General features: G+C 68.6%; 14 protein-coding genes and 4 tRNA genes. 2 read left to right on the forward strand and 16 right to left on the reverse strand.

Translation table 11 applies throughout. The features are described from left to right. Nucleotides 1-65 precede the first annotated feature (65 nt). A complete protein-coding gene (locus bpln_RS12305) occupies nt 66-470 on the reverse strand; it encodes a gamma-glutamylcyclotransferase family protein (RefSeq protein WP_042625387.1) in 405 nt (134 codons plus the stop codon). Nucleotides 471-749: 279 nt separating this feature from the next. On the opposite strand from bpln_RS12305, the gene bpln_RS12310 reads away from it, so the two are divergent. Continuing rightward, a complete protein-coding gene (locus bpln_RS12310; protein WP_055138941.1) occupies nt 750-1,655 on the forward strand; it encodes an AraC family transcriptional regulator in 906 nt (301 codons plus the stop codon). Between the two features lie 28 nt (nt 1,656-1,683). Here bpln_RS12310 and bpln_RS12315 read toward each other — a convergent pair whose 3' ends face one another. The 9 genes from bpln_RS12315 to bpln_RS12355 all read right to left on the reverse strand — a co-directional run bounded on the left by bpln_RS12315 (nt 1,684) and on the right by bpln_RS12355 (nt 9,835). After that, the gene (locus bpln_RS12315) at nt 1,684-2,151 is read right to left on the reverse strand and encodes a GNAT family N-acetyltransferase (protein WP_055138942.1); all 468 of its coding nucleotides are present in this window, start codon (nt 2,149-2,151) and stop codon (nt 1,684-1,686) included. Nucleotides 2,152-2,538: 387 nt separating this feature from the next. Beyond that, nucleotides 2,539-2,615: transfer RNA gene (locus tag bpln_RS12320), tRNA-Asp, on the reverse strand. Nucleotides 2,616-2,689: 74 nt separating this feature from the next. After that, nucleotides 2,690-2,765 (reverse strand) — tRNA-Glu (locus tag bpln_RS12325). A 160-nt stretch (nt 2,766-2,925) separates the two neighbouring features. Continuing rightward, nucleotides 2,926-3,001, reverse strand: a tRNA-Ala gene (locus bpln_RS12330). A 176-nt stretch (nt 3,002-3,177) separates the two neighbouring features. Beyond that, nucleotides 3,178-3,253, reverse strand: a tRNA-Ala gene (locus tag bpln_RS12335). Between the two features lie 173 nt (nt 3,254-3,426). Then, complete coding sequence (gltX, locus tag bpln_RS12340) at nt 3,427-4,827, reverse strand: glutamate--tRNA ligase (RefSeq protein ID WP_055138943.1); 1,401 nt, start codon at nt 4,825-4,827, stop codon at nt 3,427-3,429. 244 nt (nt 4,828-5,071) lie between these two features. Then, a complete protein-coding gene (gene torA / locus bpln_RS12345; protein ID WP_055138944.1) occupies nt 5,072-7,537 on the reverse strand; it encodes a trimethylamine-N-oxide reductase TorA in 2,466 nt (821 codons plus the stop codon). Then, the gene (locus bpln_RS12350) at nt 7,521-8,213 is read right to left on the reverse strand and encodes a TorD/DmsD family molecular chaperone (RefSeq protein ID WP_055138945.1); all 693 of its coding nucleotides are present in this window, start codon (nt 8,211-8,213) and stop codon (nt 7,521-7,523) included. Before bpln_RS12350 ends, torA begins: the two co-directional genes overlap by 17 nt. Continuing rightward, a complete protein-coding gene (locus bpln_RS12355) occupies nt 8,210-9,835 on the reverse strand; it encodes a c-type cytochrome (protein ID WP_055138946.1) in 1,626 nt (541 codons plus the stop codon). Before bpln_RS12355 ends, bpln_RS12350 begins: the two co-directional genes overlap by 4 nt. Nucleotides 9,836-10,518: 683 nt before the next feature. Here bpln_RS12355 and bpln_RS12360 point away from each other — a divergent pair. Then, complete coding sequence (locus bpln_RS12360; RefSeq protein ID WP_042625394.1) at nt 10,519-11,451, forward strand: patatin-like phospholipase family protein; 933 nt, start codon at nt 10,519-10,521, stop codon at nt 11,449-11,451. 451 nt (nt 11,452-11,902) lie between these two features. On the opposite strand, the gene bpln_RS12365 is transcribed toward bpln_RS12360, so the two are convergent. The 6 genes from bpln_RS12365 to bpln_RS12390 all read right to left on the reverse strand — a co-directional run bounded on the left by bpln_RS12365 (nt 11,903) and on the right by bpln_RS12390 (nt 19,234). Continuing rightward, nucleotides 11,903-12,586, reverse strand: a complete 684-nt coding sequence (locus tag bpln_RS12365; protein WP_042625395.1) for a C40 family peptidase — start codon at nt 12,584-12,586, stop codon at nt 11,903-11,905. A 114-nt stretch (nt 12,587-12,700) separates the two neighbouring features. Next, nucleotides 12,701-14,437, reverse strand: coding sequence for an ABC transporter ATP-binding protein (locus bpln_RS12370; protein ID WP_244131922.1), 1,737 nt, complete (start codon nt 14,435-14,437; stop codon nt 12,701-12,703). After that, the gene (locus tag bpln_RS12375) at nt 14,434-15,531 is read right to left on the reverse strand and encodes an ABC transporter permease (RefSeq protein ID WP_055138947.1); all 1,098 of its coding nucleotides are present in this window, start codon (nt 15,529-15,531) and stop codon (nt 14,434-14,436) included. Before bpln_RS12375 ends, bpln_RS12370 begins: the two co-directional genes overlap by 4 nt. 1 nt (nt 15,532) lies before the next feature. Then, entirely contained in the window at nt 15,533-16,573 is a 1,041-nt protein-coding gene (locus bpln_RS12380; protein ID WP_042625397.1) for a microcin C ABC transporter permease YejB, read from the reverse strand. 85 nt (nt 16,574-16,658) lie between these two features. Continuing rightward, entirely contained in the window at nt 16,659-18,575 is a 1,917-nt protein-coding gene (locus tag bpln_RS12385; protein ID WP_055138948.1) for an extracellular solute-binding protein, read from the reverse strand. Between the two features lie 314 nt (nt 18,576-18,889). Continuing rightward, nucleotides 18,890-19,234 (reverse strand): hypothetical protein, encoded by a 345-nt coding sequence (locus bpln_RS12390; RefSeq protein WP_055138949.1) that lies wholly within the window; start codon nt 19,232-19,234, stop codon nt 18,890-18,892. Between the last annotated feature and the right edge of the window lie 471 nt (nt 19,235-19,705).

Raw genomic sequence — 19,705 nt, forward strand, 5'->3', positions numbered from 1 at the left:
GTGGGCGCTCACCGGGCACGCGCCGTGATACGCGCGGCGCGGCAAGATCCGGCGCCGTCCGCGATTCAGATGCGCGCGAGCCGGTAGCCGACCCAGTCGCCCGACGCGATGCGGGGGCGGTTCGCGACCGACCGCTCGTCAACCGGGTAGTACAGACAATCGTAGTGCCGCCCGGCCAGCTCGACGTGGGTCTGCCGCGCGACGAACAGGCCTTCGACGCCGGGGTAGACCTCCTCGATTTCGTCGAGCACCGGCACCAGCCGCTCGTCGATCGCATAGATGTCGCCCTGCACGACGTCGTCGCCGTCGGCCGCCACCATCCCCGGATAGGCGCCGAAGTCGTAGAGCCGCCCCTTCAGCACGCCCGGGCCGAGCAGCTGCGGCGGGGTGATGCCATGGCGTGCCGCCGCGCGGCCGATATCGTTGATCTCGCCGGCACGCAGCGTGCCGTAGACGAATACGTAGCGCATCGTGATGTCCTTCTGCGATGGTGTCGTTTTGATGGTGAAACCAGCTGACGCGCGAGCACGGACCGCGCCACCCGTCGCGAATCGACCGGCATCGCCGCCGGTTCCGTTCCGGGCCACCTCCCGCCTTCGCCGCGACGGCCGCCCCGGGGCGACATGATCGGCGCTGCACACCTGCGCCGGCGCCCGCGCTGGCCGCTCATTATCGAAGCAAACGGCGCCGGCGCATGCCTTTTGGCCGACCGCCCTACAATGTTGGTTCGTCCAGCCGCGCCGCTCACGATGAAACCGTCCGCCGCCACGTCGATCACGATCGACATCCCGCCCGAGTTCTCGCCGACGTCCGAACACCCGCTGCGCGTGCGCTCGCGGCCGATGGCATCGAGCACGCGCATCCCACAGCACACGCATGCGTGGGGGCAGCTCGCCTACGCCTCGCGCGGCGTGCTGCGGGTGGCGACGGCCGGCACGACCTGGATGGTACCGCCCTCGCGCGCGATCTGGATTCCACCGCACACCGCGCATGAGATCGTGGTGGTCGAGGATGCGTTCCTGCGCACGCTCTACATCGACGAATCGACGATCCCGGGCGGCCTCGACGCCTGCCGCGTGGTGGAAGTGTCGGGCCTGCTGCGCGAGCTGATCGTGGCGCTCGACGTGCGCACGCTCGCGCAGACGCGCGAACGGCTGCTCACGCCGCTGATCCTCGACGAGCTCACGCGCAGCGAGCCGTTGCCGCTCGCGGTGCCGATGCCGACCGAGAAGCGCCTGCGCGCGCTCTGCGAGGCGGTGCTCGCGCATCCGGCGCAGGCCGAGTCGCTCGACCATTGGGCCGCCGGCGTCGGCGCGAGCACGCGGACCATCGCGCGGCTGTTTCGCCAGGAGCTTGGCGTGAGCTTCACGCAATGGCAGCAGCAGGCGCTGCTCGCGCGCGCGATTCCGTTGCTGAACCAGGGGCGGCCGATGTCGCATGTCGCGCACGAACTCGGCTACCAGAGCCAGAGCGCGTTCTCGGCGATGTTCCGGCGCGCGTTCGGCAAGAGTCCTCGCGCGTTCATGCTCGGCGATGCGGGCGCCGCGACGGCCGATCCCGCCGAGCCGACCGACTCCGCTTCGGGTGAGCCCGCCGCCTCGTCCTCCTCCGCCGCCGCAGGGCCGGCAACGAGCGACGAAGCCGCATTGCGCTGAGCCCGGCAGCAGGCCGCCGGCTGCCGCGTCAATCGACCGGCCGCACCATGTGGCGGATCGAGCCCAGTTGCGCGAGTCGCGGCCCGGCGAGCCGGTAGCCCAGGCGCAGGTAGAGCCGCGCGGCAGGATTGTCGACGAACACGCGCAGCTGCGTCTCGCGCAGGCCGCGCGCCTGTGCCCAGCGATGCGCGGTGTCGAGCAGATAGCCGCCTGCCCCAAGCCCGCGATGGCCTTCGCGGATCTGCACGTCGCGGATATGCAGCGAGTCGCGTTCCTCGGTCAGCCGCATCACGCCGATCCGCTCGCCGTCGCGTTCGAGGATGAAGTTCTCCGATTCGCACCAGCTCAGGTAGAACAGGTCGGCACGCCATTGCAGGCCGTGGCGCAGATAGTAGCTGCCCATGTTGCCGTGCGTCAGCGCCTCGGCAAATTCGAAATCGGCCGGCTCGGCCGGGCGTAACTGGAACAGCAATCGGACTTCGGTGGGATCGAGCATGGCGTCGACGGAGATCCTCGGATCCCCGTCACGATAGCGCAGCGGGCCGCCGATGCAATGGCAAATTGCACGCATTCACCACCCGGGCAATACGATGCATCAACGCGGCATGATTGATGGCAGGGCCCAGCGTCGGTGCAATCGGGCAAACAGCACGCTCGGGCGAGCGTGAACGGGCTTCGGTTCGGGCAGGACGGACGAAAAAATACCCGCTTGCGCGGGCATTTTTCAAATCTGGCGGAGCGGACGGGACTCGCCCACGTTCCGCGGGCCGCGGTTGCGCAAGCATGCGCAACCCTTCGACTTCCGCCGGAAGCCGCGCAGGCGGCTTCCTCCGCTCCGCATATGGACGAAAAAATACCCGCTTACGCGGGCATTTTTCAAATCTGGCGGAGCGGACGGGACTCGAACCCGCGACCCCCGGCGTGACAGGCCGGTATTCTAACCAACTGAACTACCGCTCCAGCTTTCCTTGCTAACCGGCGGGCCATTCGGCTCCACCGCTACATCGCCCGAATCTCGAACGACGCCGAAATCTTGGCGTCCCCTAGGGGATTCGAACCCCTGTACTCACCGTGAAAGGGTGATGTCCTAGGCCTCTAGACGAAGGGGACAAAATCTTTTCAGATTTGTCTTGCTGCTGGAATTTGCTGCTTGTCGCACTCAGCAAAGACCAAGATTCTTACCTGTTTTTCGCGTCTTGTGAAGTATTTTTTTAAAAAACTTCACCATCTGCTCAAACATCGACTGCCAACACTGCTGAGACCGTTTTGATGGTGGAGGTAAGCGGGATCGAACCGCTGACCTCTTGCATGCCATGCAAGCGCTCTCCCAGCTGAGCTATACCCCCCTTTCGCACCAGGCAAAATTTTTTCAAATTTACCTGGCTGCTGGACTCTGCTGCTTATCAACTTCAGCAAAGACCAAAATTTTTACCTACTTCTCGTGCCTCGTGAAATATTTTTTAAACCTAATTCACGCTGCCCGCTCAAGCGAAAAATGCCAAAATCGCCGAGACCGTTCTGATGGTGGAGGTAAGCGGGATCGAACCGCTGACCTCTTGCATGCCATGCAAGCGCTCTCCCAGCTGAGCTATACCCCCTTGCAGAACAGAAATGCGATTTTAGAGGGCTTTTCGCGACTTGTAAATACCCCTTTTCTTAAACCCGCAAACTTTTTGCGAAGCGTCGGCAGGCCCCGGGGTGCAAGGCGCACGGCCGCTTTCATCGGCCGCGCGCCGCCCTCCCGGCGCCTGCCGACCAGACGCTTGGACGCTCATGCGCTCAGACGCGAAAGCACCACGTCACGCTCGAACAGCGCGAGCACGGCGTCGATCGACGGCGTATGCGTGGTGCCCGCAACCAGCAGCCGCACCGGCATCGCCAGCGCCGGCATCTTGAGCCCGTGCGCGGCGAGCGTCGCCTTCAGCGCGGCCGCGATGCCTTCCCTGGTCCACTCGGCCGTCTTCAGTGCCTCGACGAGCGCGGCGAGCGCCGGCTTCACGGCATCGGTCACGCGCTGCGCGAGTTCGTCCGCGTCGGGCGCCGGCATGCGATAGAACATCGTCGCTGCCTCGGCGATCTCCTTGATGGTCGAGGCGCGATCCTTCATCAGGCCGATCACGGCGGCCAGATCCGGGCCGCCTTCGAGCGCCGTGTCGTCGATGCCGAGCGCCGCGAAGAACGGCTTGGCGAGCGCCGCGAGGCGCGCGTTGTCGGCTTCCTTGATGTAATGGTTGTTGAGCCAGTTCAGCTTGGCCAGGTCGTACTGCGCGGGCGACTTGCCGAGATGCTCGAGATCGAACCACGCCACGAACTGCTCGCGCGAGAAGATCTCGGCGTCGCCGTGCGACCAGCCGAGCCGCGCGAGATAGTTGAGCACGGCCTCGGGCAGATAACCCGAGTCGCGGTAGCCCATCACGCTCATCGCGCCGTGGCGCTTGCTCATCTTCTCGCCCTGCTCGTTGAGCACGGTGGGCAGGTGCGCGTAGACCGGCACCTCGCCGCCGAGCGCGCGCAGGATGTTGATCTGGCGTGGCGTGTTGTTGACGTGATCGTCGCCGCGGATCACGTGCGTGATGTCCATGTCGAGATCGTCGACGACGACGCAGAAGTTGTAGGTGGGCGTGCCGTCCGGGCGTGCGATCACGAGATCGTCGAGTTCCTCGTTCGAGATTTCGACACGGCCCTTCACGGCGTCGTCCCAGACCACCGAACCCGTCAGCGGATTACGGAAACGCAGCACCGGCTGCACGCCCGCGGGCGGCTGCGGCAGCACCTTGCCCTCCTCCGGGCGCCAGGTGCCGTCGTAACGCGGCTTCTCGCCGGCCTCGCGCTGGCGCTCGCGCAGCGCGTCGAGTTCCTCGGTGGACATGTAGCACGGGTACGCGAGCCCCTTCTCGACCATCTGCGCGAGCACCTCGCGGTAACGGTCCATGCGCTGCATTTGATAGAACGGGCCTTCGTCGAAATCGAGGTCGAGCCACTTCATGCCCTCGAGGATCGCGTCGACCGAGGCGTCCGACGAACGCTCCACGTCCGTGTCCTCGATGCGCAGCACGAACACGCCGTTGGTGCTGCGGGCGAAGGCCCACGGATAAAGGGCGGAACGGATGTTGCCGAGGTGGATGAAGCCGGTCGGGCTCGGCGCGAAACGGGTACGGACTTGACGTGTCATGGACGATAACTCGATGGCCGCTCGCGGCGGCCCGATGAATGACGGTTCGGTAACGGCGCGCGACGCGAGCGACTGCGCGACACCGCCGGCACCGGAACGGAAAGCGATAAATTATACCCGCCGGCCACGTGATTCCCGATGCGGTCGAGGGGTCGGACAACGGACGCAGGCCAGGTCGCATGCAGAACCGGACACGGGATCGGGCACGCGACCCAAGGCCGCCTCGGGCGCGATGCCGGCCTCATCATGCGCCCGCCGGCGCGCGGAACACGTCGAGCGCCGGCGGCTCGCCGTGGAACTTCTCCGCGTCGGCGATCGCCGTGTGGGCGCAGGTGCCCTGCGCGAGCCGCGACGTGCCGATGCCGACCGTCAGGTTGTTGACGTCGCCGTAACGGCACAGGCTACCGGGCCGCCCCGGCTCGACGGGATCGAACCAGCCGCCCTCGTGGATCATCAGGCAGCCGCGGCGGATCGCGTCGGTCACCTTCACGCCCACCAGGATCTGGCCGCGATCGTTGAACACGCGGATCACGTCGCCGTCGGCGATGCCCCGCGCCGCGGCGTCCTCGGGGTGCATCAGGCACGGCTCGCGATCGCGGATCGTATAGGTCTTGCGCAGCACCGTGCCGCACAGCTGCGAGTGCAGCCGGCTGTGCGGATGCGGGCTCACGACGTGCAGCGGGAACTTCGCGCCCGGCCCGTCGAGCCGCTCGATCGGCTCCATCCAGGTCGGATGCGGGGGGCAGTCGTCGTAGTGCATCCGCTCGATGGTCGAACTGTAGATCTCGATCTTTCCCGAGGCGGTGCCGAGCGCGTTGAGCAGCGGATCGTCGCGGAACGCCTGGTGGCGAATGAAACGCCGGGCATCGGCCTCGATCGGGAATGCCAGCGCCTGGTTGCTGTTCCAGAACGCCTCGAACACCGGCATCTCCATCGACATGCCGCGCGCCTGCACGCGGGCTGCCTCGTAGAACACGCGAATCCAGTCCATCTCGCCGCGCCCCTCGGTGAACGCCTTGCCGGTACCGAGCCGCTCGCAGATCGCGGCGAAGATCGCGTAATCGCTGCGCGCCTCGTAGAGCGGCTCGATGACCCGATGCAGCGCGAGGATGTGGGTGGTCGAATAATCGCCGATCTGCTCGATGTCGTCGCGCTCGTAGGGCGTCGCGGCGGGCAGCACGATGTCGGCGTGGCGCGCCGTCGGCGTCCACTGGAAATCGTGGACGATGAAGGTGTCGAGCTTGCGCCACGCGGCGATCATCGCGTTGCGGTCCTGATGGTGCGCGAACGGATCACCGCCAGCCCAGTAGGCCAGATGGACATCCGGGTAGACCGCGCGCGTGCCGTTGAAGTCGAACGGCCTGCCCGGGTTGTTCAGCATTTCCACCACGCGCGAGACGGGGATCTTGCGCGCGGCGGCGTCCTTGAACACGGCACGCGTGGTGCCCGCGTCGATGCCGGGCAGCACCGGGCTCTTCGCCGCCGGGCTGCCGCCGTTCGCGTAGTGATAGGTGAAGCCGTAGCCGCCGCCGGGCAGGCCGATCTGGCCGAGCATGCTGGCAAGCGTGACGAGCATCCAGTGCGCCTGCTCGCCGTGATGCTGGCGCTGGATCGACCAGCCGCCGGCAAGCATGGTGCGCTTCGCGGCGAACTGGCGCGCGAGGCCGCGAATCGTGTCGGCCGGAATCCCGCAGATGCGCGACGCCCACTCGGCGTCCTTCGGCACATGGTCCAACTTGCCGGTCAGGTACGGCTCGAAGCGTTCGAAGCCGGTCGTGTAGCGCGCGAGGAACGCCTTGTCGTAACGTTGCTCGACGTACAGCGTATGGGCGATGCCCAGCATCATCGCGACGTCGGTCTGCGGGCGCGGCGCGATCCACTCGGCATCGAAGTAGCGGCAGGTCTCGCTGCGCACGGGATCGATGCAGATCACGCGCGTGCCTTTCCGGCGCAGCGCCTCCATGGCCGGATAGGCGGCGTGGTCGGGCACCAGCCAGCCGATCTGGTTGGTCGAGACCGGATTGGCGCCCCAGAACACCATCAGCTCGGTGTGCTCGAGGACCACGGGCCAGACGGTCGGCTGCTCGTAGACGTCGATCGAGCCCACCACGTAGGGCAGGATGACCTGCGCCGCGCCCGTCGAATAATCGCCGCTGTAGCCGACGAAACCGCCGTTGACGGTCATCATGCGCGCGAGCAGCGTGCGCGGCGGCTGCAGCTTGCCCGTGCATTGCCAGCCGTAGGAGCCGGCGTAGATGCCGCCCGCGCCGTACTTGCCGCGCACGCGCCGCAATTCGTTCGCGACGAGGTCGAGCGCCTGATCCCAGCCGACGCGCACGAAGTCGCCGCGCCCCCGGCCCGCAACGTCGGCGCCCGGTCCGTGCTCGAGCCACGCGCGGCGGACCATCGGATAGCGGATCCGGGTCGGCGAATAGATCGAGTCGATCACGCCCGGCAACTGGTGCGACGGGTGCGGATCGCCCTCCCACGGTTTCACGCCGGTGATGAGGCCGTTCCTCACGCTCGCGCGAAAGGCGCCCCAGTGCGAGCCGGTCAGGATCTCGCGCGTGTCGTCCGGGGCGGCCCGCGCGCGCGACTCCAGCAGGCCGAAGCCGGCCGCCGCGCCATACAGGCCGGTGGCGAATGCCGCCTTGACGAATGCGCGCCGCGACAGGGCGGCGGCGAGCGGCGAATCAGGTTCCTTCGGCATGGTGATGCCCTCCGTTTTCGAATGAGCGGCACGCGCGCGTGCCGGCCTGCGCGACGTCGCCGACGTGCCCGGCCGCGCCGTCCGGCCCGCTGCCGCGGGCCGGCGAGGCGGCGAACAGCGCGCCCAGCACCGAAGCCACGGCGCCGTGGAAGCCGTCCGGATCGGCGGCGCGGCAGTGCGCCACGAAGCGCGGCACCCAGCGGCACAGCCGCGCCTCCAGCCGCGCGAGTTCGTCGGCGGCGCCGTCGCGCAGCAGGCAAGCGCACAGCGCCAGCTCGACGCACAGATGGTCGGGCGGCTCGCCGCCGCGCACGTTCAGGCCGACGCGCCGCAGCAGCGCGGCGATCTCGTGCGCGGCCTGATCGACCCAGCGCGTGCCCGTGTAGGCGCTCTCGCAGAGCGGCACGGCCACGGTGCCATGTACGCCCTCGAACAGGCGCGTGTAGGCGACCGACAGGTCGAGCGCCACCGCGCGCGGCGCGGCATCGCTGATCAGGACGGTACGCATCGCGGCGATTGCCGGCGCGCAGTCGAGTTCGAGCGCGAGCGCATCGAACAGCGCCGCGGCCTCGGGCTCGCGGTAGCGCGCCACGGCTTGCGCGTCGGGCGGCGCGGCCAGCAGCCCGGCGACCCAGGCCAGCACGAACGCGCGGAATGCGTCTGCCTCGCTCGTCATCGCGCCGCGCTTCCGGCGGCGTCGGGGCCGACGTCCTTCGAATGGTTCTGCAGCCACGCGAGCAGCAGACGGTACTGATCGTCGTCGAGCGACGTGAAGCGCCGCATCGCCCCGAGCGTGCCGACCCACTGGTTCGCGAGGAAATCCCCGCTGTCGGGCCGCGCATGGCAGACCGAGCAGGTGTGGCTCATCAGGTCGTCGCTGTAATGCCAGAGCGTCTGGAGGTTTGCTGCCAGGGCGTCGCGCGTCACCCACATCGTCAGGTCGCCCGGCATCCAGTTCTGGCCGGTCTGCGCATCGCGCACCGTCCTGCCATGCACGACCCGCGCCGCGGCCGCGGCCGACACCACCGCCTGCATGATCCGCTGGCCCTGCCGCGCGTAGATCGCGCTTTCCGAGCCGGCCTGCTGCCAGCCGTGCAGCCGCACCTTCAGCCAGTCGCCATCGCGCTCCAGCACGGCCAGTTCGGCCGCAGCGAGCAGCTTGCCGTCTTCAGGCGCCGTCGCGCCGCCCTTCGGCCGGGCCAGATAGAAGCGCTTGGTGGCGACCACGTACAGCGGGCTCGCCTTCGCCAGCTCGGCGGCCGGCGCGGCCAGCGCGTCGAGCTTCGAAGCCGCCGCGCTCGCGGTGGTCGCCGGCGGCAGGAACACGACCTGGTCGGTGTGGTTCGGTGCGGGCAGGTTCGGGTTCGGCGCGTCGACCGCCGGCACCGTCTTCAGGTAGGTCGCCATGGCGAGCCGGTCGGCGTCGGTGAGCCGCGAGGTGTTGTGGATCACTTGCCGCATGTCGCCGCCGGCGCGGATGCCGATCGGCGTCACGCCCTCCTTCAGGTAGCGCGCGATGTCGTCGGCCAGCCAGTAATCGATGCCGGTGCCGTCCGGCGTGATGTTCGGCACGTAGCCCGTGCCTTCCGCGTTCGGGCCGCCCGAGAAGCGGCGGCCGGCGGGAATCACGCCGATCGCGTTGCGCGGCGAATGGCACTCGGCGCAGTGGCCCGGCCCTTCGACGAGATACCGGCCGCGCAGCCATTGCACGCTCTTGCCGGCCTCGACGGGCAGCGGCCGGCCCGACAGGAACGCGAGCCGCCACAGGCCGATGCCGCGACGGATCGAGAACGGAAAACGCAGGTCATGGTCCGGCTGGCGCCCCGGCACCGGCGGCAGCGTCTTCAGATAAGCGAACAGGTCGCGCAGATCGTCGGCCGTCATGCGCTGGTACGAGGTATACGGAAACGCCGGATAGGCATTGCCCTTGTCCGGGAGCACCCCTTCGCGCATCGCGGTGATGAACTGGTCGAGCGTCCAGGCACCGATGCCGTCCTTCGTATCGGGCGAGATGTTGGGCATGCGGAACGTGCCGAATGCGGTGCCCAGCGTGCGGCCGCCGCCGAGCAGCGTGTCGTCGCGGCGATCCGGCGACGCGTGGCAGGTCGCGCAATCGCCGGCCAGGAACAGCGTCCTGCCGTTGCGCGGATCGGCCGGCGCGGCGCCGACGACGTCGCGATGCGGCCGCGTGATGCGCCATGTGACCGGCGAGGTCAGCACCCAGAACAGCACGAACGCGCCCACCACGAGCATGCCGACGAGCCTGCCCAGCCGTTTTCTGCCTCCCGCCTGCTTCATCGTGACCTCCTTGCAGGGACCCGCCGCGCGGCGTTGTCGTCGCGCCGCCTTCGGGATGGCGCAGCGACGCGCTCGCGTCGCGCGACTCGACTCGTCTCCCGGCGCACCGGGAGGCTGGCATGCGAGATCGCCGACAGCTGTCAGCTTAGTGACTGGCGGCCGGCCGCCCTTGACTCACCACAAGGCGCGGGCGGGTCGCCGCAGACGCGCCAGGAGGACATGACGGACGACAAGCGCGATCGGGCCGCGCGGTCGAGTCGGTCATCGCTTCGATGGGCGCCGTTGCCACGGCATGCGACGGGATCGCCTCGTCGATGCTCGACGCTCGATGTCGTCGCACGACGTGCATCGACCCGGACACCGATCTTTATCGATGCCCAGGCGGCCGGAAATGACGGCTGGCGATTTCGCGCGTCGAAACGCGTGGATGGCGAATGCGCGGGCAGCCGAACGCCGCTGCCTGCCGGGCCGCACCGCGCAAACCGGCTCACCGTCGCGGCATCCCGGGCCACCGGCCGGACGCGCGTCACGGCCTTTTCGCCGACGCCATCGCGCTTGCTTTATGATGTGCGCGCCGCGGCGGATGTGCCGCGCGCGAGGCCGCGCCGGCCGCCGAGCGCCGTGCCGCCTCGCTGTCGGTCGCGCCCGTTCCGCGCGATGATCGCCTGCCGGAGAATTCGTCGATGTCGTCGTCCCCTCGCCTGTCCCGCCGCCATTTTTCACTCGCCGCGATGTCCGCTTCGCTGGCCGCCTGCACCTCGTTCGGCGGCAAGCCGGACGCCGGCAGGACCGCGCCGCCCGTGGCCGCCGCCACGCGCCGGCCGCTGAAGATCGGCATCGCGCTCGGCGGCGGCGCCGCGCGCGGCTTCGCGCACATCGGCGTGCTGAAGGCGCTCGAGGCGCGCAACATCCCGATCGACATCGTGGCCGGCACCAGCGCGGGCTCGGTGGTGGGCGCGCTCTACGCCTCGGGCATGAACGCGTTCGAGATCAACAAGCTCGCGCTGACCATGGACGAGGCCTCGATCAGCGACTGGGCGCTGCCGTGGCGCTCGCGCGGACTGCTGATGGGCGTGGCGCTGCAGAACTACATCAACAAGACGCTGAACAACCGGCCGATCGAGAAGATGGCCAAACCGCTCGGCATCGTCGCCACCGACCTGCAGAACGGCCAGCCGATCCTGTTCCAGCGCGGCAACACGGGCCTCGCGGTACGCGCGTCGAGCAGCGTGCCGTCGGTGTTCGAGCCGGTGCGGATCGGCACGCGCGAATACGTGGACGGCGGCCTCGTGAGCCCGGTGCCGGCCGCGTTCGCGCGCAAGATGGGCGCCGATTTCGTGATCGCCGTGGACATCTCGGCCCGCCCCGAGGGCGCGCCGACGCAGAACCCGATCGAACTGCTGCTGCAGACCTTCACGATCATGGGCCAGACCATCAAGGCCTACGAACTCGACAAGTACGCCGACGTGGTGATTCGCCCGAACCTGGCCGAGATGAGCGCGAGCGATTTCACGCAGCGCAACGCGGCGATCCTGGCTGGCGAGGAAGCGGGCGCGAAGATCATGTCGGAGTTGCAGGGCAGGCTCGCGGCGGCGGCCGCGCGCGCCGCGGCCTGAAGCGGGAAGCAACGTATCGGGAAGGCGGACTTGAGGCGGGTTGAGAAGCGGGTTGAGAAGCGGGTCGAGAAGAAGCCGGCTCAAGGCCGGCTCGGGCGCCCCCCGGGCGGGCTGAAGCGAGCCCGTGCAAGGCGGCCCCATGGTAGCGGCACGGACGACGAATCATGCGCCGGCCGTAATCATGCTGTAGTTCGCCACCGCGTCACGGTGAATCGAACGCGCCAGCCAGCCGCCCGGCCAGCCCGCAATGGCGCATCCGCCAGCCCGACATACGGCTCACCCCGCCCCCTCGCCTCGCCGCCCAACCGGCCAAGCCATCGCTGCGCCGATTCCCGTACCTCGCCGCGCCAAAGAAAAACCCCGGCCTCCTTGCGGAAACCGGGGTGATTCGACCGATTGCTGCCTGAACGTGACGCGGCGCGGCGTCAAGCGGGCCGGGGCCCGTCCGCGCTCAGTTGCCGGGATTGAAATCGGCAGGGTTGCCGCCGATCGTCGCGCTCACGCGCTGGCGCAGGTCGTCGGGCTTGGTCGGGAACTCCGACTCGAGCCGGCGCGCGCCGGTGAAACGCTTTTCCCAATAGCTGCTTTCGAGATCGTCGACGCGGATCGTGCTGCCGGTGGACGGCGAGTGCACGAATTTGTTGTCGCCGATGTAGATGCCGACGTGCGAGAAGGTGCGGCGCATCGTGTTGAAGAACACGAGATCGCCCGGCTTCAGCTCGCTCATGCGGACCTTCTCGCCGACGCGGCTCATTTCCTCGGCGCGGCGCGGCAGCGACATGCCGAGCGTGTCCTGGAACACGTAGCGCACGAAGCCGCTGCAATCGAGCCCCGAATCGGGCGAGTTGCCGCCCCAGCGATAACGGACCCCGATCATGTTCAGCGCGCCGACCACGACGTCGCCCGCCTTGCCGGCCATGCCGGACAGGAACGAACGCGCGCCGCCTTCGCTCGGGGCGCTCGACTGGGCATTCTGGGGGGAAACATTCGATCCGGATTGTGTCGAGAATACGACGTTCTGGTTAAAGCTGCCGGCTTCGTCGGCGAACGCGCCGGGAGCCGCTGCGATCAGAACGCCAAAAAACAACCCGGCGACGGCGCGCCTGCAAACCTGAGTGATAGTTCGGTGCTGCATCGGTCGGTAAATTTGTGCTTAAAAATCAGCTGATTGGCGGAAATTTCGGTCGATACTAGCCAGACGGTATTTATTTGTCAAAATGAATTGAAAAATTCAATCAAATTCTGCACATCATTGGGGCAGGTTCCGCCCCTCAAGCGCCTTGAGCAAGTTGCGCGTATACGCGTGTGACGGTGCCGTGAAAATTTTCTCCACGTCGCCGGTCTCGACGATCACTCCGCCCTGCATCACCGCCACCCGGTGCGCCATCGCGCCGATCACCTCGAGGTCGTGGCTGATGAACACGTAACCGAGGTTGTACTTGCGCTGCAGGCCGGCGAGCAGCTTCAGCACCTGCTGCTGGATCGACACGTCGAGCGCGCTGGTGGGCTCGTCGAGCACCAGCACGCGCGGCTCCAGCACCAGCGCGCGCGCAATCGCGACACGTTGCCGCTGGCCGCCCGAGAACTCGTGCGGATAGCGATGCAGCACCGTGCGGTCGAGCCCGACCTCGCGCAGCACCGCGATCACGCGCTCGCGGCGCGCCTCTGCCGACAGTTCGGGCCGGTGCAGCTCAAGCCCCTCGCCGACGATGCGCTCGATGGTGTGGCGCGGCGACAGCGAGCCGAACGGGTCCTGGAACACCACCTGCAGCCGCGAACGCAGCGTGCGCGCCTCGGCGCCGCGCCAGCTCCCGAGCGGCCGGCCGTCGAATTCGATGCTGCCGCCGGCGATCCGCTGCAGGCCCAGCAGCGCCATCGCCAGCGTCGATTTGCCCGAGCCCGATTCTCCGACCACGCCGAGCGTCTCGCCCTGCCGCACCGAGACGCTGGCGCGCTCGACCGCGGTGAACTGCCCGCGGCGGAACCAGCCGCCGATGCCGGGCAGCTTTTGCCGGTAAGTCACGGTCACCTCGCGCGCGTCGAGCACCACCGGCGCGATCGGCAGCACCGGCGCGGCCGTGCGCCGCGGCCGGCTGTCGAGCAGCCGGCGCGTATAGGGATGGTCGGGCTCGCTGAAGATCCGTTCGACCGGCCCGCTCTCGACCAGGCGCCCCTTCTCCATCACGGCAACGCGCTGCGCGAAACGCCGCACCAGGTTCAGGTCGTGCGTGATCAACAGGATCGCCATGCCGCGGCCGTGCCCGGCGTCGCGCTGCAGGTCGAGCAGCAACTCGACGATCTGGGCGCGGATCGTCACGTCGAGCGCCGTGGTGGGCTCGTCGGCGACCAGCAGGCGCGGCCGGCAGGCCAGCGCCATCGCGATCATCGCGCGCTGGCGCTGGCCGCCCGAGAGCTGGTGCGGATAGCTGTCGACGCGGCGTTCGGCCTCGGCGATGCCGGTACGGCCCAACAGCGCAATCGCGCGCGCCCGCGCCTCGCGCTTCGAGACGCCGTCGTGCAGCACGATGGTCTCCATGATCTGGTCGCCGATCGTGTAGAGCGGGTTCAGCGCGCTCATCGGCTCCTGGAAGATCATCGCGATCTCGGCACCGCGCAGGCCGCGCATCGCGCGCTCGCTCTTCGCGCCGAGTTCGGCGCCGTCGAAGCGGATCGTGCCGCCCTGCTCCGCGTCGCGCAGCAGCCGCAGGATCGCGAGCGCCGTGACGCTCTTGCCCGAACCCGATTCGCCGACCAGCGCCACGCGTTCGCCGCGGCCGATCGTCAGCGAGACGTCGTCGACGGCCAGCGTCTCGCCGAACGCGACGCGCAGGTGCTCGATCGATAGCAGCGGCGCGGCGTCAGGGGGGGACGCGGGACCACCCGCCGTCGACGACACGGCATCGTCCGGAGCACGCCCCGCCGAGCGAGGCGGCTGGGTCGGCGGCTGGGTCGGCGGATTGGCCGACGAGTTCGGCGGCGGCGTCATCGCACGCCTCCCGCCGCGCGCGACGTGTCGGCAATGCGCGAATCGAGCGCGTTGCGCAGCGCGTCGCCCATGAAGGTCAGCAGCAGCAGCGTAAAGACCAGCACCGCGAACGTCGCGAGCGAGATCCACCACGCGTCGAGGTTCGCCTTGCCCTGCGCGAGCAGCTCGCCGAGGCTCGGTGTAGGCGGCGGCACGCCGAGCCCGAGGAAGTCGAGGCTGGTCAGCGCGAGGATCGAGCCGCTCATGCGGAACGGCAGGAACGTGATGACGGGCGTGAGGCTGTTGGGCAGCACGTGGCGCCAGATGATCTGCCAGTTGGAGAGACCCATCGCGCGCGCGGCGCGCACGTAGTCCTGGGTGCGGTTGCGCAGGAACTCGGCGCGCACGTAGTCGGCCAGGCCGAGCCAGCCGAACAGCGACAGCAGCACGATCAGCAGCACGAAGCTCGGCTCGAAGATCGACGCGAAGATGATCAGCAGGTACAGCTCGGGCATCGAGCTCCAGATCTCGATCAGGCGCTGCCCGACGATGTCGATGCGCCCGCCGTAGAAACCCTGCACCGCGCCGGCCGCGATGCCGAGCACGGTGCCGATCAGCGTCAGCACCAGCGCGAACTCCACCGACACGGCGAAGCCGTAGACCAGCCGCGCGAGCAGGTCGCGGCCTTGCGCGTCGGTGCCGAGCCAGTTGTCGCGCGACGGCGGCGCCGGGTTCGGCAGCGCCGAGAAATAGTTGAGCGTGGTGGCCGAATAGCGGTTCGGCGGATACAGCACGAAGTTGCCGGGCGCCTCGAGCTTGCCGCGCACGTAGGGATCGAGGTAGTCGGCCGGGGTCGGGAAGTCGCCGCCGAAAGTGGTCTCGGCGTAATCCTTCACGATCGGGAAATAGTAGTGCCCGTCGTAGCGCACCACCAGCGGCCGGTCGTTCGACCAGAGCGGCGCGGCCAGCGCGACGGCGAACGCCACCACGAACACCAGGAAGCTCCAGTAGCCGAGGCGCTGGCCGCGAAAACGCCGCCAGACGCGGCGCGCGGGCGACGGCGAGACGCGCGCGCGAGCGGCGTCGATCCGGGAGGAAACGGCGGCTCGGCTCACGTCAGCGCTCCAGTTGGTCGAATTGAATTCGCGGGTCGACCCAGACGTAGCAGAGGTCGGAGACCAGCTTCGTGACGAGGCCGATCAGCGTGAACAGGTAGAGCGTGCCGAGCACCACCGGGTAGTCGCGGCGCACCACCGATTCGTAGGACAGCAGGCCCAGCCCGTCGAGCGAGAACAGCGTCTCGATCAGCAGGCTGCCGGTGAAGAACGCGGCGACGAACGCGCCCGGGAAGCCGACCACGAGCGGCAGCAGCGCGTTGCGGAACACGTGCTTCCACAGCACGCGACGCTCGCTGAGCCCCTTGGCGCGCGCGGTCAGCACGTACTGCTTGCGGATCTCGTCGAGGAACGCGTTCTTGGTCAGCATGGTGATCACGGCGAAGCTGCCCACCACCGAGGCCGTGATCGGCAGCACCAGATGCCAGAGGTAGTCGGTGAGCTTGCCGAGCAGGCTCAGCTGCGCGAAGTTGTCCGAGGTCAGGCCGCGCAGCGGGAACAGCTGCCAGAACGAGCCGCCGCCGAACAGCACCAGCAGCAGCACGCCGAGCACGAAGCCCGGGATCGCGTAGCCGACCAGCACCACCAGGCTCGTCACGAGATCGAACGACGAGCCGTTGTAGACGGCCTTCGCGATGCCGAGCGGGATCGAGATCAGGTAGGTCAGCAGGAAGGTCCAGACGCCGATGCTGATCGACACCGGCAGCTTCGAGACCACCAGCGACCAGACGCTCTGGTGGTGGAAATAGCTCTGGCCCAGGTCGAAGCGCGCGAAGCGTTCGAGCATCAGCCCGTAGCGCGCGAGCGGCGGCTTGTCGAAGCCGTACAGCGTCTTGAGCTGCGCGAGCTGCTGGGCGTCCACGCCCGAGTAGTTGCGCAGCCCGAACGGCGCGCGGCCCTGCTCGGCGCCCTTGCGCAGTTCCTGCACCGCCTGTTCCACCGGGCCGCCCGGCACGAACTGGATCACCGCGAACGTGATCGTCAGCACGCCGAGCAGGGTCGGGATCATCAGCAGCAGGCGTTTGAGGATGTAGCTCCACATAGGCGAGGTCGGCATGCGGCGCGCGCGGCGCGGTTGGAGAAACGGCGGCCGGCCCGGCCGCCGCGTGCGGAATGCGGCGATGCGCTCAAGGTGCCGGGCGCGCCGCCGCGTCGGGTTTCGCCCACCACATCGACGCCACCCAGTCATCGGCCGAATAGTACAGCGGCAGCGTGGCCGGGTAGGCGAGCGTGTGCTTGTAGGCGACGCGGTGCATCGCGCTGTACCACTGCGGCACCACGTAATAGCCGTGCATCAGCACGCGGTCGAGCGCATGGGTGGCGTCGAGCAGTTGCTCGCGCGTCTGCGCCTGCACCAGCGTCTTCAGGATCGCGTCGACGGCCGGCGACTTCAGCCCGATCAGGTTGCTCGAACCGGGCTGGTCCGCGTAGCGGCTCGCGAAGCGCGTGGCCTGCTCGGCGCCGGGCACCTGCACGCCCGGGTAGCGCACCGTCGTCATGTCGTAGTCGAACGCGTCGAGGCGCTTTTGCAGCAGCGCGAAATCGGCGGTGCGAAAGCGAGCCTCGATGCCGAGCTTGGCGAGATTGCGCTGATAGGCGGTGACCACCGGCTCCATCCCGCCGCCCGAATCGTCGAGGATCTCGAAGCGGAACGGCTCGCCCTTCGCGTTGCGCAGCGCGCCGTCGCGGTAGGTCCAGCCGGCCTCGGCCAGCAGCGCGCGCGCCTTGAGCAGGTTGGCGCGCAGCGAGCCAGGCGGGTTCGTATCGGGCTGCTCGGGCATCGGGCCGAACACGGCCGGGTCGAGCTGCCCGCGCAGCGGCCCGAGGATCGCGAGTTCGCCCTCGTCCGGCGTGCCGCGCGCCTGCAGCTCGGTGTCGGCGAAGTAGCTGTTCAGGCGCGTGTAGCCGCCGTAGAACAGCTGCCGGTTCAGCCATTCGAAATCGAACGCGAGATCGAGCGCCTCGCGCACGCGCACGTCCTGGAACAGCGGCCGGCGCAGGTTCATCAGGAAGCCCTGCATGCCCGCGCCGTTGTGCTGGCGGAACTCGTGCTTGATCAGTTCGCCGTCGTCGAAGCGCTTGCCCACGTCGCGGCGCACCCAGTTGCGCGCGATGTATTCGACCAGCACGTCGTACTCGCCGGCCTTGAAGGCCTCGAGCCGCGCGACGCTGTCGCCGTAGAGCTTGTAGACGATGCGATCGAAGTTGTTGGTGCCGACCCGTACCGGCAGCGCGGCGCCCCAGTAGTGCGGGTCGCGCCGGTAGGTGATGGTGCGTCCGCTGTCGTAGTGGTCGATCAGGTAGGGGCCGCTGCCGATCGGCGGCTGGAACGCGAGCTGGTCGAACGGCACGCGCGTGCCGTCCGGCTTCACCCCCCACTTGCGCGAGAACACCGGCACCGCGCCCGCGATCAGCGGCAGCTCGCGGTCGGTGCGCGTGAACTCGAAGCGCACCGTGGCCGGATCGACCGCCACCACGCGCGCGATCTCGGAGAAATAGGCGGCGTACTGCGGCGCCGCCCGCGGGCTCTTCAGCGTGTCGAACGAATACTTGACGTCGGCCGCCGTGACCGGGTCGCCGTTCGAGAAGCGCGCGCGCGGGTTCAGGTGGAACGTGACCGAGAGATGATCGGGGGCGATCGCGATGTCGTCGGCGAGCAGGCCGTAGGCGCTGGCCGGCTCGTCGGCGCTGCCGGTGGTCAGGCTTTCGAAGATCGCGTCGAGGCCGGGCGCCGGGTTGCCACGCAGCGTGAACGGATTGAACTTGTCGAAGGTCGTGAGCCGGTTCGGGTTCGCGAGCACCAGCGTGCCCCCCTTCGGCGCATCGGGGTTCACGTAGTCGAAGTGCCGGAAGCCGGGCGGGTATTTCGGCTCGCCGTATTGCGCGATCGCGTAGACCGCGTGGGCGGGAAGCGCTGCGGCGGCGCCCCACAGCAGCGCCAGCAGCATGAGCGGCAAGCGCCATGCGGCGGAGCGCCGGCCATCCGGCGCACGGACATCGGAAACACGACGAGGCGCGGCGGCCCGGAACGGCGGAATCGGCATGAAGGCGGAATCGCTCGATGGTCAATGACGATGCCGGGCATTCTACCGAGTCCGCCGTGCCAGCGGGCGATGGCGGCGACGCCACGCGCCGCCGGGCGCAAACGACCGCGCGATGGCGGCCGCCGTCGCGACGCGCGCCGCACCGACGGCTTCGCACCCGTCGGCCTGCACGATCGCGACGTGCAAAAGAAAACCGCCCGAACCCGGGCGGTTTCCTGATGAAGCGTGAAGCGCGGCAGACATCCGCCCGCGCGGCCCCGGCATTGGTGGATCAGTTGCCGGCCCGCGTCGCGACCGCGGACGGCATGCCGGCTTCAGTGACGCCAGCCGCCGTGATCGCCGTGCCAGCCCGGGCCGCCATGCCAACCCGGGCCGCCGCCATGCCAGCCGCCGTGGCGGCGATACCATTCATCGCGGCCCCAGTAGCGGCGGCCGTCCCAGTAACGATCGCCATGCCAGCCGATCACGATGGCGGGCGGCGGCGCATAGACCGGTACCGGTTGATAGACGACGGGCGGCGGCGGCGCATAGACCGGTGCCGGCGCAACGTAGGCCGGCGCGCCAAGATTGATGCCGACATGGACGCCCGCCATTGCGGCGCCGGACACGAACAACGCAGCCAGACCAGTCACGAGCGAGGCAATACGCAAGCTTTTCATGAAGTCCCCTTACGGTGGTTTGATTGGGTGATTCGACTATAACGACTCGCACCCCCCACGCATATTTCCACTTTGTAAGAACTGATGCGTGGCGTCGCGCGGCATCCGTCCGGCTAACGTCTTGTTACATTTGACGAGCGCGAGGGAGGCGGATCCCGACGCATGCGGGGGCGTATGCCTGGATCGTTTGCCGACCGTTTGCCTTGCGGCGCGCGTATTGTAGCGGCGGTGTCGTGAAGCTGCGCTCGCAAACGTATCAATACGGGGAATTGAGTCGCGTGCGGACGATGAAGCGGCGCGTCGGGCGCGGGCGGGCCGATCGTTCGAAGCGGCGCGACCGGCGGGACGGCCGGCATCGGGATCCGCCCGCGACACGGCGCGTCGCGACCGCGACGGCCGCCGACGAACCGCCCTGGGCGCGCTTGCCCGCCACTCGACGGCTCGCTCGACGGGTCGCGACGCCAGCCCGGA

Origin of the sequence: Burkholderia plantarii (assembly GCF_001411805.1) — a bacterium.
Lineage (GTDB): Bacteria > Pseudomonadota > Gammaproteobacteria > Burkholderiales > Burkholderiaceae > Burkholderia > Burkholderia plantarii.